Annotated in this window: 6 protein-coding genes; all 6 read left to right on the forward strand. The window is 44.6% G+C overall.

Features of this window, described 5'->3' with window-relative positions:
* Positions 1 to 13: 13 nt before the first annotated feature.
* Genes HGH90_RS15165 through HGH90_RS15190 form a run of 6 tightly spaced genes read left to right on the forward strand, consistent with a single transcriptional unit; the run spans position 14 to position 16,894 of the window.
* Positions 14 to 3,268 (forward strand): non-ribosomal peptide synthetase, encoded by a 3,255-nt coding sequence (locus HGH90_RS15165; protein ID WP_169191470.1) that lies wholly within the window; start codon positions 14 to 16, stop codon positions 3,266 to 3,268.
* Positions 3,261 to 9,986 carry a type I polyketide synthase gene (locus HGH90_RS15170; RefSeq protein ID WP_169191471.1) on the forward strand — a complete coding sequence of 2,242 codons (6,726 nt, stop codon included), beginning with the start codon at positions 3,261 to 3,263 and terminating at the stop codon, positions 9,984 to 9,986. The genes HGH90_RS15165 and HGH90_RS15170 overlap by 8 nt, the downstream gene beginning before the upstream one ends.
* A 35-nt stretch (positions 9,987 to 10,021) precedes the next feature.
* Positions 10,022 to 11,818: a non-ribosomal peptide synthetase gene (locus HGH90_RS15175; protein ID WP_169191472.1), complete on the forward strand. Its 1,797-nt coding sequence runs from the start codon at positions 10,022 to 10,024 to the stop codon at positions 11,816 to 11,818.
* 49 nt (positions 11,819 to 11,867) lie between these two features.
* Positions 11,868 to 12,983 (forward strand): 3-dehydroquinate synthase II, encoded by a 1,116-nt coding sequence (locus tag HGH90_RS15180; RefSeq protein ID WP_169191473.1) that lies wholly within the window; start codon positions 11,868 to 11,870, stop codon positions 12,981 to 12,983.
* Between the two features lie 30 nt (positions 12,984 to 13,013).
* Complete coding sequence (locus HGH90_RS15185) at positions 13,014 to 13,814, forward strand: 2-amino-3,7-dideoxy-D-threo-hept-6-ulosonate synthase (RefSeq protein WP_168762859.1); 801 nt, start codon at positions 13,014 to 13,016, stop codon at positions 13,812 to 13,814.
* A gap of 14 nt (positions 13,815 to 13,828) precedes the next feature.
* Positions 13,829 to 16,894 (forward strand): cyclic peptide export ABC transporter, encoded by a 3,066-nt coding sequence (locus HGH90_RS15190; RefSeq protein WP_169191474.1) that lies wholly within the window; start codon positions 13,829 to 13,831, stop codon positions 16,892 to 16,894.
* Positions 16,895 to 16,913: the final 19 nt, after the last annotated feature.

The following is a 16,913-nucleotide window of genomic DNA, read 5'->3' on the forward strand; positions in this document are numbered from 1 at the left end:
AAACCGATTGACAATGATGCCGAAAGCTATCATAAATAAAGAGCAAATAGCAGATATATTTCCCATGAGTGATATCTCTTTTGGAATGGTATATCATTCCCTCCAACATCCCGGGGATGCTGTGTATCACGACCAGATTGTCTTTAATATTCAACTGCCGGCATTTGATCCTACCGTGTTTTACAATGCCTTGCTGCTTGTGGCAGACCGGCATGAAAACCTGCGCTCCAACTATAATATATTTGATTACGATAGCCCCGTTCAGATAGTGTTTAAGCATATAGTGGCTGACTTTGAGCACCAGGATATTTGTTCTCTTTCTGAAAAAGACCAGGAGGATTTTATTAGTAAATGCATGCATGATGATCAACTTCAGCCGTTTGTACTTGCTTCTCATACGGCGTTATGGAGAGTGCGTACTTTTTTACTGGATGAAAACAACCTGATGGTGATCTGGATCAATCATCATGCAGTTATTGATGGATGGAGTACGAGCCTGGTTATGAAGGATCTTCATGAGGCCTATACAGCACTCAAATCACATGGACGTTTTAGCTTTGAGAAGCTCAGAAGCTCTTACCGGGATTTTGTGAAGGCCGAGCTGACGCTTAAAAGAAGTGAACGCGTCAAGCAATTCTGGGCAGAGGAGTTGATGGATTTGCAACGACTAAGGTTACCCGGCAATTACCGGGAAGGAGATCAGTTGAAAAATTATTTTCGCACTTATAATAAAGATATATACGCCCGTATTAGGGGCGCTGCCAAACAATATGGGTCCAGCGTAAAGAATATATGTTTTACGGCATATGTTTATACCATATACATGATCACGCATCAAACAGACCTGTTGCTCGGACTTATTTCCCATAATCGCCCTGTACTGGAAGATGGTGATAAAATTGTAGGCTGTTTTTTAAATACAGTGCCTTTCCGGGTAAACTGGCCACAGCATATTACCTGGAAGCAGCTGTTAAAGTTAGTTGATGAAAAATTATTGAAGGTCAGGCAATATGAGGGTCTTTCTTTGAAGGAAATAGGCAATTTGCCAGGCATGTCGGATAGTAAGGCGATCCCGCTTGTCAATACTTTTTTTAATTACATTGATTTTTACATTTATAAAGAGATCAGAGAGGCGTCGGTTGTAGATACAACAGCTCCCAGGGCAGTGCATGTAGGCTCTTACGAAAAAACAAATACTTACCTGGATTTCATGCTGGATGCGGGGAGCGAGAAGTTGAACCTGGTGATCCGTTATTATGAATCTGTAGTTCCCGGTAAACTGATTACAGCTATGTCACAGTACTTTTACGAAGTATTGCATCGTATCACAGGTACACCAGATGAAATATGTACGAAGGACAGCATTTTAAGTGCGGTAGAAAGGCAACAGCTTCTGCAGGACTTTAAAGGTCCGGAAAGCACATATCCGGATGATAAAACAATCATGGATCTTTTCAGGGAACAGGCGGTAAAATCGCCCCGACAGCTGGCAGTGGTGTCGGAAGATATTTCCTGTTCTTATGAAATGCTGGATAGAAAGTCTGACCAGGTTGCCGCGAAGATATTGGCGGAAGGAGTGAAGCCGGGTAGTGTGGTGGTGGTGATGATGGAACGCTCACTTGAACTGATAATAGGTTTATTTGCCATTATGAAGGCGGGTGCGGTTTACCTGCCAATTGACCCCGGTTATCCTCCCGAGCGTATCAGGTACCTGCTGGAAGATAGTGCAGCGGAAATGGTACTGACAAATACAGAAACAGGAAATGCCTGGAGCAGTATCCGTTGCAGGAAAATGAATCTATCGCATCCTGATTGTTACAGCGGAGAAAGCGGTTCGTTTAAACAGGAGGTGAGTCCGGTAGCGGCAGCATACATGATATATACTTCTGGCTCTACCGGCAGACCCAAAGGGGTAATAGTAAATCATCAGACCCTGGTAAACAGGATTTATTGGATGCAGGAGGCATATGCCCTTTCTCCTGAAGACAGGATATTACATAAGACGCCTGTTTCATTTGATGTATCTATGTGGGAATTATGCTGGTGGGCCATATCAGGCGCGTCGCTCGTACTGCTGCCGCCGGGTGCAGAACGTAACCCGATGCTGATCAGTAAAGTAATTGCAGAACAGAAAGTATCCGTGATGCATTTTGTTCCGTCCATGTTAGATGTATTTCTCGATTTCATTGGCGAAAATTCGCAGTACCGGCATTTTCCCACACTCCGTATCGTATTTTCCAGCGGAGAGGCACTTAAGAAAGCAACGGTGTCAGAATTTTTCAGGTTATTTGCTGACTGTCAGCTAGTGAACCTATATGGCCCTACCGAAGCCACGGTAGACGTTACCTACTTTAACTGCCGTCGTCAGTGGGACGAGGAAATTATTCCGATTGGCAAGCCAATAAATAACATTTCGCTGTATGTGCTGAGCAAAAACCGGGAATTGCAGCCAGAGGGTGTGGCTGGTGACCTCTACATTTGCGGCGGGCTTGCGCTGGGATATTTAAACAGGCCCGATTTAACACATGCTGCATTTGTTAATGTCCGGATTGGGGAAGAAAAGAGATTATATAAAACGGGCGATATTGCCCGTTGGCTGGAAAATGGGGAACTGGAATTTATTGGCCGGGAAGATGACCAGTTAAAAATTCGCGGAGTGAGAATAGAACCCGGTGAAATTGAAAAAGTATTGCGACAGTATCCGGACGTGGAAGACGTAATTGTCATTGGCAGCAAGCAACAGGGAGACAATACAAAGTTAAATGCGTTTATTGTCTGCAGCCAAACGTTTTCTTTTTCGCAGGTAACCGCCTTTATGGCAGAGCGAATTCCCTCTTATATGATCCCCACCAGTTTTTACCAGCTAGAAGCTTTCCCAATGAAAGCAAATGGAAAAATAGACCGCGCAGAGTTGTTCCGTCAGGCAAAAAGGATCTCGTCAGAAGAAGTTTTTTCCTTGCCTGTAAATGAGGAGGAAAGGCTGATAGCGGAGATCTGGAAACAGGTATTGGGAATAGAATCCGTCGGTATAAATGATAATTTTTTTCAGATTGGAGGAGACTCTATCACCATACTTAAAGTATTTAACCGGTTGAATAAAGCTTTTCCGAAGCAGCTGGCAGTGGTGGATCTCTTTAAATATACCACTATCAGTAGTTTGGCTACCTATTATATAACAGGTACCAATGATTTCCCCGGGCCAAATGGTGAGGAGGAAGTCTTCGATATTCTTTTGAATGCTACTAAAAACCTCGAAGTAAATGACTGATAAAACCCAATATATACAAAGTCTCGCCGGCACCGAAATCGCGGTTGTTGGTTTGGCACTAAGATTTCCAGGCGCCGACAACAGCGAACAATTCTGGGAGCGTCTCGTGAAAGGAGATGAAATGGTGAAATACTTTAGCGACGGGGATCTCGATCAACTCGGCGTCAGCGATAATACCTACAATAAACCGGAATATGTGAAAGTAGTGGCACAGGCTCCTTTTAATAAAGACTATTTCGACCATCATTTTTTCTCCTATACGCCAGAGGAGGCAAAGATAATGGATCCCCAGACACGTATTTTTCATGAGCTTTGCTGGGAGGCGCTGGAGTCGGCTGGGTTTGCAAAAGATATCATAAAAAATAAGATTGGCATATTTGCCGGTGGGTCAAGCAGCTTCAGTCATGAGCTACTAAATAACCTGACAGGGAGAGCTGTCGAAATTGGTCCGTTTAATGCGATTCGGCTGGGGAATAAGGACTATATGTGCTCAAGGGTAGCCTATGCATTGAATTTAACCGGACCTTGTTACTCCATTAACACCACCTGTTCTACTTCCATGTCGGCTATACATCTGGCTACCAGGGCTATTCTTACCGGTGATTGTAAAATGGCATTGGCTGGTGGGGTTTGCATTTTTCCTGATAAAGCCAGGGGATATCTGTATGAAGAAGGAGGGGTATTGTCTAACGATGGTCACTGCAGGGCATTTGATGCTGCTTCCTCCGGAACTTATTTTGCAGAAGGCGCTGGCGTAGTAGTTTTAAAGCGGCTGAAAGAAGCGCTTGAGGATGGTGATACGATTCAGGCTATTATAAAAGGAACTGCGGTAAATAATGACGGGCGTCGTAAGGTAGGCTATACGGCTCCCAGTATTGAAGGCCAGAAAGAAGTAATTCGTTTGGCGCATAAACTTGCTCGCGTTAATCCTGCTACGATCAGTATGATTGAAGCGCATGGCACGGGTACGCCATTGGGAGATCCTATTGAGATGGAAGCACTCAGGCAGGCATTCGATTCTCCTGGAAGAAATTGCTGTGCTATTGGATCAGTTAAAACCAACATCGGTCACCTGGACAGCGCAGCAGGTATAGCCGGACTGATAAAAACGGTGTTGTCACTTAAGCATAAGGCTATCCCGGCAAGCCTTCATTTCGATACACCCAATCCTAAAATTGATTTCGCCAACAGCCCTTTCTACGTAAACGACGTTTATCGTAAATGGGAAAATACACCACTACCAAGGCGCGCGGGGGTCAGTTCTTTTGGGATTGGTGGCACCAATGTACATGTAGTGCTGGAAGAAGCTCCGGATTTCCGCGAATTGGTACCTTCCACAACAGGACTGCAGCTGTTGCCATTATCCGCTAAAACAAAAAAGGCCTTACAGCAATCGCAGCATAATCTGAGTATGTTTCTGTCCGGTCAGGAGCAGATATCTATCAACGATGTATCTTATACGTTGCAGGAAGGACGGGAAGAATTCAGTCACCGCCTGTTTTTCCTGGCGTCAGATACCACTGATGCCGCTAACATACTCACTGGCCAGAGCGACGGCATATATATGGGTAAAGCTTCGGAAACCAAAAAGGTACCCATTTTTATGTTTCCGGGACAGGGGTCACAGTATGCCGGGATGGCAGGGGAACTATATGATACGTTACCGGTGTTCAGGAGCGCAGTAGACAGATGTTTGGAGCTGTTAACACCTTCCCTGGCAAGTGAGATAAAGCAGGTAATGGTGTCGGCAGGGGATATAGACGTTACCGAAACACGCCTTACCCAGCCATTGTTATTTGTAATACAATATGCGCTTTCCCAGGCCCTGATCACATTGGGTATCAAGCCGGCAGTCATGATCGGTCACAGCCTCGGTGAATATGTTGCAGCTTGTATCAGTGGTGTATTTAGCCTGGAAGACGCCTTGAAAATAGTGGAGAAAAGAGGAATGCTTATGCAGCGTTCATCAGAAGGAAGTATGATCGCTGTAAGCCTCAGTGAAGAAGAGATACAGTCATATTTGCTACCCGGAATTTCCCTTGCGGCTGTAAATGGCCGTTGTCATTGTGTCTTGTCCGGTAGTCCGGAGAATATCACTGCAACACAGGAATTACTCGAGGCGAACCAGGTGGGGCTGAAAAAATTGCATACAGACAGGGCTTTTCATTCTGAGCTGATGGATGAAGTGCTGGAAGAATTTGAAGACTTACTAATGAAGGTTAGTTTCCGCCAGCCGGAAATACCGTTTATATCTGGACTTACCGGCACATATATTACGGCGGCAGAGGCCACCGATGTTATATACTGGGTGCAGCACCTGCGTCATACCATCCGCTTCGGCGACGGGCTTCAGACACTGGAGTCGCTGAAAGATAAAGTCTTTATAGAGGTAGGTACCAGCAGGGCGTTAAGTAGTTATGTGCGCGAAAATGCATCAGACAGAAAAATACCGGAGATCATTGCATTGCTGCGTCATCCGAGAGAAAGCGTTTCGGATAATGCTTTCTTTTTGAAAGCGGTAGGCAGCCTCTGGTTGCTGGGATATAAAATAGACTGGATGTTATGCCGCCAGACGGGAAAGGCAGGTAGGGTTCCGTTGCCTACCTACCCGTTCGAAAGGAAAAAGTTCAGTGATGATAAGGATGTGTCAGATCTGGTTAAAGAATTGTTGCAGCGTAATCCCGCAGAAAGCGCTCAGGGGAACATCTTTGTTCCGTCCTGGAAAAGATCAGGCCCGCTTCCCGGTGGGAACGCTGAGAGGAGACCCGTGTTGTTTGCGGGTAATAGTAGCAGGTTAAGCGAGATGCTTTCATCTGCTTTCTTAGAACAGGCAGTATCGCCGATAGTGGTACGATACAGTAAGAGATATAATGTGGTGAATGATTTGTACAATATCAATACCGACGATCCCAATGCGATTGATACCTTGTTTGATAGTTTCAAAGCGAAGGGGTTTGTACCGCGATTAATATTGGTTGATATATTATATGCTGCTGTGGCGGGCGGTGGTCTTACAGACGAAGCGTATACACATGCCATGCGTGGTTTGCTGGAGGTATTGGCGATTTGCAGGTCATTTAACGCTGCTTTTCCCGGCGAGCCTACCACGCTTAGAATAGTATTGAATAACGCCTGTGAAATTACCGGTGATGATTTGCTATTGCCGCTGCATGCAGGGCTGCACAGCCTGGCAGCAGTGATAAATAACGAATACCGGGATATTTCGTGTGCTGTAATAGATATTGATCTTTTACTAACGGAAGCATCAACTGCTCTATTAGCTGATGAATTGTTGATTTTGCCGGAAAGAAAGCCGGCGGTTTGTATTACAGGTATCAGGAATGGCTTCCGGTGGCAACCTTGCCGCGAGCCTGTTATTTGGCGAAAGACGGAGAGCACCGGGTCCGGCCTGCCGAAACATTTGCTCATTACCGGTGGATTAGGAGGGGTAGGATTGGCTGTAGCAGAGCATTTTGCCAGCAGATCTGTAAGGAATATTACATTGGTGAGCAGAACCGAATTACCCGATCCAGATTCATGGGATCACTGGCTGGCTGTAACGCCGGCAGCGGACCCGGTATGCGTCAAAATCCGTAAGATCCTTCACCTGAAATCTTTTAGCATAAACGTATGGCATTTTTCCGCAGATGTAGCAGACGAGAAAAAAATGGAAGAAGTCGTCACTGCTGCGTCATCCTTGTCAGGGTACCCTATTGATGCAATCATTCATGCTGCGGGAATCCCTTCCAGGAGAATAATTGAAAGAACGACAGCCGCAGAAATGGATCGCCAATGGCGGGCAAAGGTAAGGGGACTAATGGTACTTAACCAGTTGTTTGCTAAGGAACATTTGCTGTTCTTTATTAACTTTTCAAGCATCAGTGCTATCGATCCCGGTTTTGCACAGGCGGGATACAGTACAGCCAACGCCGTGCTGGATGCATTTATTTATGCCAACGGGCTGAAATACTGTGCACAGGTTAAAACAATTAACTGGGATACCTGGAAAGAAACAGGTATGGCACTGGAAAGCGAAAGAGAAAAATACAATTATCTGCAACAGATAAAATTGAATACAATACATCCGCTAATCGGGTATGTTGCAACAGATATAGAAGAGGACCTCGTCTTCGTATCGCATTTTACACCGGAGGAACTGTGGATATTGAACGAACACCGGGTGGTTCACCAGTTACCAGTTTTCCCTGGAACCGGTTATATTGAACTTATATATGCAGCAATCAACCACATTGTACCCGGTGGGGCGGTAACTATCAGCCATCTTTTCCTGACAGACCCGATGGTGTTTCAACCTGGTGAATCCAAAGTGGTAAAAACGATTGTAACAGCAAAAACGCATTATTTCAATGTGAAAATCGTTAGTAGTGCTGCCAATAAGGAAAGGATAGAAGGGCATCATGCTGTTGCGGAAGTAAGTGTGATTCCGGTTCCTGTAAACGCTCCCAGGCAGTTGTCCGATCTTGCCGGCCTTGTTGAAAAGAAAACATGGATAAACCAGCAAGAGCTGACGAGTACAGAGTTTGGTCCGAGATGGAACAACCTGCAATGGATAAGCCTTCAAGGAAATGAAGGGGTGGCAGGGCTGCGGCTGCCTGACGTATATACCGGGGATATAGGCCCCTTTAAACTACATCCCGCCTTAATGGATATTGCAACGGGATTCCTTTATTTTCATGTTAAAGAAAACAAACAATACCTGCCCTATTGTTATGAGAAAATTGTTATCACAGGTCCGCTTACGCCACATATAACCAGCCACATAGTATTACGCGGCGATAAATCAAAGGAACTTATTTTCGATATTACTATATGGAACGAAAAAGAAGAAGTAGTAGTGACAGTATCCGGGTTAATATTTATACCATATACCCCCGGTAAACCAGGAGAAAGTGGAAGAAAGTCCCTTCCTGCCGGAGCAAAAGTATCCGATGAGCCTACTTTATATGGTTTGTCCACCGCAGAAAACCTGGAGATATTTCAACATTTTCTTTGCCATAATTATCCGCATATAGCTGTCCGGGCAAATCACCCTTCGGAAAAGAAAACGGCTTTACTATCTGCCTCAACAGAAGAAGACGGAACGGATGACCGGAACGAAAGGGAAGATATGTCAACGCCATATGTTGCACCCGTTACGGCTGTCGAAAAGCAGCTGGCGCTTGAATGGGAGCGGTTTTTTGGTATTAATCAGCTGGGAACGGCAGACGACTTTTTTGAACTGGGTGGTGATTCAATAATGGTGTCCATCATTTTATCCCGGATCAACAAACTTTTTACGGTAAATATTTCGCTGACGCAATTTTTTAATAATGCTACTATTGCAAAACTGGCTGTTATTATTGACAAAGGAACTAAATCGGGTCCTTCATCCATAAATAAGGCTGAAAAAAGAGCGTATTATGCGCTGTCTGCAGCGCAAAGGCGTATTTATATATTGGAGCGTATGTTTCCGCAAAGTACCCTGTACAACATTACAGAGGCATTTGTGGTGGACGGCCGCCTGGACCCTGCAAAGCTGGAAGCGGCTTTGCAGCAGTTGTTGAACAGGCATGAAAGCCTGAGAACCAGCATTGTAGTAGTAAATGGTATACCTTATCAACGGATACACGAAGAAATATCGGCAGTTATTAGTTATCATACTGCTACAGAAAATGAAGTCACGGAGAAACTGCATGCATTTAGGAAGCCTTTCGATATGAGCAGCGCACCCTTTATTCGGGTGGGCGTTTTTGGGGTCCATGAAAACAAGCATCATGTGGTGATTGATTTATTGCACCTGGTGGCGGATGGATCATCCTTGTTACTCCTCATTAATGAATTTTTAAGCCTTTATAACGGGAATACGCTAGCTGTACTTCCCAGGCAGTATAAGGATTTTGCAGAATGGCAGTCGCGTCTGTTGAAAACAACCCACGTACAAGCGCAGCAGCGGTATTGGGAACAGCAGCTGTCTGGCCAGTTGCAGGGCATACATCTACCTTATGACTTTGCTAAAACCAATACAACATCAAAGGCTGCGGCTAACTATACATTCTCCTTCTCGCCGGAGGTATCAGATAAACTAAGGGCCTTTTCCCGTAAAATGGATGCTACCTATTTTATGACCTGGACCGCCTTATTGAATGTGTTTTTTTATCGGCTTTCCGGGCAGGAAGATATCTTGTTAGCCATTCCTCACGCTGGTCGGAATCATGATGATTTTGTAAATGTAGTGGGCATGTTTATCAATACTGTTATCCTTCGCAATTATCCTTCAGCGGAAAAATCCTTTGTAACAGTTTTGTCGGAAGTAAAATCGAATACACTGGCTGCCTTTGAGCACCTGGACTTTCAATTTGAGTTTATCCTGGAAATGCTGCGTAAATCCCACCAGAGAACAGATCAGCTGTTGAACGTATTTTTTAATTACAGGAATATGTTTGTCAGGGCAGACGAGGGTGGAGCGACGGATGAACAATTATCCGTTAATTCCGCTGGTATGGAAGATAATTTCGCCAAGTTTGATCTGTCTTTGTATGCCTATGATTTTAAATCTGTATTCTCATTTACCTGCAATTACAACAAAAGTCTCTTTGCACCAGAAACGATTAGTTACCTCATGAACCAGTTTGTTGAACTGGTCAGCGCAATCATGGAAAACCCCTCAGTACATATTGGCGAATATCGTGTATTGGGCCGTACACAAGCATCTGTATAAGTGACGCATTTAATTTAAAACTAAAGTATGCTATTATGGAAAAAACTGTTCATCTGATACATGAGCTGGATAGGCTTGCGTTTGCATATGAAAATGAAGTAGCTGTTTTCGATGGATTGAACCAACTGACGTATGCGGCGCTTCATAGTCATGCAAATGGCATAGCGGCCAGGCTGCATAGCTGCCGCGCTTCGGAGAATGCAGCCACTGGGACATATTTTACAGTGGGTCTTTTTTTTGACCCCTGCCTGGAAATGCCGGCAGCAATATTGGGAGTCCTGAAGTCCGGACACATGTACGTGCCATTGGATGTTCATCTTCCGGATAAGAGGATCAGTCAAATTATGGATGATGCCCGTATCCAGGTATTGCTGACGAATGATTCCCATATGGAAAGAGCCGCTTTACTGGCGGAGGAGAGGCAGCTAACCGTATTGAATATTGCGGATATTGAGGCGATTAGCGCATTCGTTCATCCCTACGATTTCCCGCCGGAGCAACCAGCCTATCTGATGTATACCTCCGGCTCTTCTGGTCAGCCCAAAGGGGTGATACAAACCCAGGAGAACATATTGTTTTTTTGTACTGCTTTTGCAGAGCTCATGAAAATGAATGTAGGCGACCGTATCGCATTAACAACGTCATTTAGCCATACAGTATCTGTATTGGATATTTTCGGATCCTTTTTAAGTGGAGCCTGCATAGTTGTGTACGATGTGAAAAAAGAGCCTGATCTGAGATCTCTGCTGTCCGCTTTCTCCCAACATGAAATCACAGTTTTTCATTCAATACCGGCTTTGTTCAGACGTTTGTTTGGCGACACATCAACTGCCGTGCATACAGGTAACATAAGATTGGTAATTCTTGGGGGGGAAGATATTAGTAAACAGGACTTTGAGATCTATAAAGCAGTTTTCCCCGATACCAGCAGGATGGTAAACCTGTATGGATCATCCGAAATACTGATGGCTTTTTCTCAAGACCTGTATACTACCACGATTTTATCCAGGGAGCGTATACCCGTAGGGCTTCCGATGAAGGGAGTCACCTTTGAGATTTTAGATGAGCATAACAAGCCACAGGGAATGTTAGGGGTTGGAGAACTGGTTTTCACTAGCCGCTTTCTTTCTCCCGGATACTGGGGGCAACCTCAGCATACCGCATTGATGACTGTTCCGGGAACATCGCTAAGGATGTACCGGAGTGGAGATCTTGGCAGAATGTTGCCGGAAGGCGTAGTCGAATATGTGGGACGCAATGATATGCAGATAAAACTGAATGGTTACAGGATAGAGCTTCAGGAGATAGAAATAACCATTAATACTTTTCCGGGTATAAAAAAGGCCGTTGTAAAAGCCTTTGAACGGGAGAATGAAAACGGTCAATACAGGATCTGTTGCTTTTATGTGGCAGAAGAGGACCACATAGATGAAGCTATGTTGCGTCATCAGGTGCTGTCTGCATTGCCGCAATATATGTTACCGGAGCGTTTTATTCAGATAGAAGAATTTCCCCTGACAGCATCCGGGAAAATAAACCGCTCAGCATTGGATATCGCATCTTATGATTCGTTGGATAAAAGCGCCACGCCATTGTTAACAGAAACAGAAAGAACAGTGGCGGCTATTTGGGCAGATATTTTAGGGTATGATTCTTTCAGCGTAACGGATAAATTTTTTGAAGTAGGCGGAAACTCCTTAACTATTATTCAGCTGCAGGAAAAACTGGATGTCCTTTATCCACAGCAGTTGACATTTAACCAGGTATTTGATCATCAAACCATCGCCGGCATTGCAGCCTTATTGGAAAAAACAGTTGTAAAGCAAGTATAATAACTATCTCATGGTAACACAAATAAACTCAACCGAAAAAAAAATAAGCATGCCGGGTACCAAAAATGCTAAGGAGAAGATCGTCTGGATAGATGGACGGGAATTGGCAGATAAGACCGAAATCCTTTTGCTGGTCTACCATCTGAACTTTGCCTGCCTGCTAATCAGGAGGGCGGATCTGGATAAATTTAAAGCGCCCAAACGGATGAATTTTGTAATTGAAATAGAAAAGAAAGAAGATCTCAAAGAGCTTCCGGCACAAAGCACTATTTTTTCCTCGTCGTCAGAATTATTAAAGCTGGCAGCTAAAGCAGGTCATAAAACAGCCGTTTTATGCAGGATCGAAGACGAAGCATCCATGAATTTTGCCTGGAAAGAAGGGCTGAATTATGATTACTTGATTGCAGAGTTTACTTCAGCCACCAATATTCCGTTGGAACTGCTGATTGCAAAACTTCAATCCACGAACACCGTGTTGATCAAGAAAATCCATTCAGTACAGGAGGCCGAAGTTGTATTCGGCGTGATGGAAGCCGGCAGCGATGGCGTATTGTTTACCAGTGAAACGGTCAATGATTTTGTAGCACTCGATCAGCTTTTACAACGACAAAGCGTGGGCAAGCTCAAATTGGTGAAAGCATTGGTCACCTCGGTGCAACATGCAGGAATGGGATTCCGGGCCTGTGTTGATACTACCAGTCTTCTTAAACAAAATGAAGGAATGTTGATAGGATCGACTAGCGACGGCGGACTGCTGGTAAGTTCAGAAACCCATTACCTTCCTTATATGGATCTGCGGCCATTCCGGGTGAACGCAGGCGCCGTTCATTCCTACATCTGGTGTCCGGAGTCAAAAACGGCCTACATCACAGAATTAAAAGGCGGCTCCAGGGTTACCTGTGTGGATACAGAGGGAAATACACGTGAGGTGGTAGTAGGTCGTGTGAAGACGGAGGTACGCCCGCTGCTGAAAATCGAGGTAATGGCGGAGAACAGGGTGATAAATGCATTTGTGCAGGACGATTGGCACATCAGGATTTTTGGCGGCAAAGGAGAGCCGCTGAACGCATCCTGTATCAGGGAAGGAGATGAGTTGCTGGCATACGTCTGCGAAAGAGGGAGGCATGTAGGGATTAAAATTGATGAGAGTATTGAGGAAAAATAATTCGTCTTATTGACAATATAAATCCGCTTTATGAATGGTAAATCGCTGAGATTAAATCATGTTTTCAGAAGTGACGGAAAGAAAACCTGTATTGTACCAATTGACCACGGTACTACATTAGGTCCTATTCCAGGTCTGAAAAATTCTACCCGTATTATCGGGCAACTGATAGACGGAGGAGCAGATGCTATTGTACTACACAAGGGTATTCTGGCTCACGTGCTCGATGAACCTGAGTTGGTACGTGGTACTTATCTGCTGCATTTATCGGCATCCACCTGTCTGGGCAGCTCACAGTCTTATAAGGTTATGGTGGGAAGTGTTGAAGAAGGTTTGCGGATGGGGGCCTCGGGCATTTCCATTCATGTAAATCTTGGAACAGCGGAAGAACCGGAAATGCTCAAAGAATTCGGACGAATTGCTACTGATTGTTATCATTGGGGAATGCCATTGCTGGCTATGATGTATGTAGATAACTGTAAGCATGATACCCGAAAAATTGCACACGCGGCCAGGCTGGCCCAGGAAATTGGCGCCGATATCGTGAAGATTGACTACCCCGGCTCAGGCGAAAAATTGCACGAGGTAATCCAGGGAGTACAAATTCCTGTGTTGATTGCAGGCGGTTCCAAAAGTGATAGCCCTGCGGATATCCTTATGATGGTGCATCACGCGATGCTGGCCGGCGCTTCCGGCGTATCAATCGGCAGGAACATTTTCCAGCATAACAATCCAAGGGTAATGACGCAGATGGTGGGCAATCTGGTTCATCATGGCTGGCAGATAGAAGAATGTATAGAAAAGATGAACAGGGAATTATTGGAGATATAAACAAGGGGAAAGTTATGATAGTCAATAATGCAGGCGGGAGATTTTTCCTCTTATGCTGCGTGCTGTTATCTTGGCTGCAGGTTTCGGCGATTCATCCCGGAACAATCGACAGCCTGGTAAGGGAGCAGATGAAAGATGGTAATATACCGGGACTTACATTGGTAGTTATACAGGATGGCCGGGAAAGTATTTATACTTTTGGCTATACCGATGTACGCACAAAAGAAAAAGTAGTGCCTGCAACGCTTTTTGAACTGGCTTCCTGTAGCAAGGCATTTACTGCGCTGGGTATATTACGTCTTTCAAAGGCCGGGAAAATAAATTTGCAGGACCCTGTTTCGGTTTATCTTCCCTGGTTGAAATTTTCTTACAAAGGGAAACCGGCGGTCGTAACTGTTGCCCAGTTGTTGCATCATACCAGTGGCATTCCGTGGTATACCATTTCGAGTATTCCTCCCGGTAATGAACGGGATGCCCTGGAAAAAACGGTACGGCAGCTGAATAATATGTCGCTCCAGGCAATACCCGGGGAATCATTTCACTATGCTACAGTGAATTATGATATTTTGGGACTCATCATTGCTACCGTCAGCGGGTTGTCTTACGAAACCTACGTGACCGACAGTGTACTGTCGCCCCTGGGTATGCATCATACCTTTGTAGGGCGTGACCGGGTTCCGGGAGGGTATGTGATGGCCCAGGGGCATAAAATCAGTTTTTTTAAAGCAAGGGCTTATGAGCCGCCGTTGTTTAAAGGAAATAACCCGGCCGGATATATTATTACGGATGGCCCGGATATGGCTCAATGGCTGAAAGTACAGATGGGACTTGTTCATACCGAACTGGATTCCGAGATTGCCGCCTCCCATCTTCGTGATGAAAGTGTGCCTCCGGGCAGTAATCTTTCTTATGCACAGGGCTGGCTTGTTTCCTTACGTGGGGATGGCGTTATCTATCACGACGGACTAAATCCTGATTTTACTTCTTATGCAGGTTTTATTACCAGGAAAAGAACGGGAGTAGTTATCCTGGCCAATTCAAACAGTACCTACACCCGCACGCTGGGAAACCAGCTTTTATCCCTGATGGATAAAGGTGTAGTACCAAAGGATATTTACCCGGAAAGTGACAACGACAGATCGTTTGCCACAATAGCAATCGCCTTGTTTTTTTACTTGTTTATTACGTTGTTATTTACCGGATATATTATTGTTGGTATTATCCGGAAGAGAAGAAAATACCGGGGGTGGCACAAGAAAGAGAGTATATCCATGTTGTTGCTTTTCGCTGCTGTGTTGCCCTGTTTGGTAGGGATTTACCTGATTCCCCAGGCATACATGCATTTTTCATGGCAGGCGATCAGGGTGTGGGGGCCTGATAGTTTGCAGGTAATGATGACACTGCTACTGTTATGTATCGGGCTTTCATGCGGCAATGCGGTGGTAAGTCTGTTGTTCCCGGATCCGCACAAGTATCTCAGGGTAATTCCTCAAACGCTGATCGTAAGCATATTATCAGGAATTGCCAACATGGTATTGATCCTGCTGATTTCTTCGGCAGCTGGTAACAGGGATAATCTCCCCTTTATCCTTTTCTACTTTGGACTTTCCGTAATGATATATCTCATCGGGAGAAGTTACATACAGCGAACGCTCATTGGATTTACACGGAAACTGGTACATGAAATAAGAATAGACATGGTAGGAAAGATATTATCATCTTCCTATGAAAAATTTGAGAAAATAGAAAATGGGCGGGTACTTGCTACTATCAACGGTGATATTTATGTTATTGGCAACATTGCCTACATGGCCATTTCACTGGCTACCAGTATTATCACAGTGATTGGCGCATTCCTCTATCTTTCAGCTATTGCCTTCTGGGCAACTATGGTTACGGCAATACTGGTATGCGTGATTTCAACGATCTATTATTTCTTTAGTAAGAGTACGCGGCCACTGTTTGAAGAGGCCAGGGATGCAGGCAACGTGCTAATGGATTTTATGACTGATCTTATTAATGGCTATAAAGAAATTAGCCTGAACAGGAGAAAGAAATTGGAATTCCGGGAAGATATCAGTGATTGCTCAGAAGGGCTTCGCGCAAAAATAATGAAAGCGGAAACCAATTTTATTTATGCCTTCCTGGTGGGTGAACTGTTGTTGATCCTGCTCCTGGGAACCTCCGCTTTTGGCTTGCCACTATTATTCCCAGCCATTAAATTCCCGGTTATCATGAGCTTTATTATGATACTATTATATCTTATTGGACCTATCAATGGCATTCTGAGATCCATACCGGAAATAATGCAATTTAAAATTGCCTGGGACAGGATAGAAGTATTCCTCGGGGAATTGCCTTCCGACTTGTCCATTGATGAACCGATGCCTCTTACCGTCGCCGGTATGCCCGATAGTTTTCAAGCAGACGGTATCCGTTTTCTGTACGATACAGGGTCGGCACAGCCATTTGGCGTAGGACCGGTTTCATTTGAACTGAACAAAGGCGAAATTCTCTTTATCACGGGTGGTAACGGAAGCGGGAAAAGTACGCTGGCCAAAATGCTAACTGGTCTTTATAAACCGTCGGCTGGTGTTATCAGGATTAATAACCAGGTAATCCCTGCTTTAGAATTAGGAGAGTATTTTTCCGTGGTCTTTTCACCGGTACATCTTTTTAAGAAGTTATATTCAGTGACCATAGATGGAAAGGAAGAAGAAATTTTCCGCTATTTGGAGGAGCTGGATCTAAGCCATAAGGTAAGTATCCGTAACATGACTTTTGATACATTGGAACTATCAAACGGTCAATTAAAGCGACTGGCACTGTTGCAATGCTACCTGGAAGACAAACCCATTTACCTTTTTGATGAATGGGCCGCTGACCAGGACCCTGAATACCGGAAGTTTTTCTATCGTACCCTGCTCCCCAAAATGAAAATGCAGAATAAGATCGTTATTGCCATTACCCATGATGATCACTACTTTGATGTAGCAGATAAGATTCTGAAACTAAATGTGGGCAAGATGGAAAGCCTGCTGGTAAAAGGTTTGTCCGGCACACTTACCGCTGTTAAATAACAATTACTAAATAAAAATG

This window comes from Chitinophaga sp. Ak27 (assembly GCF_012726295.1).
Taxonomy (GTDB): Bacteria; Bacteroidota; Bacteroidia; order Chitinophagales; family Chitinophagaceae; genus Chitinophaga.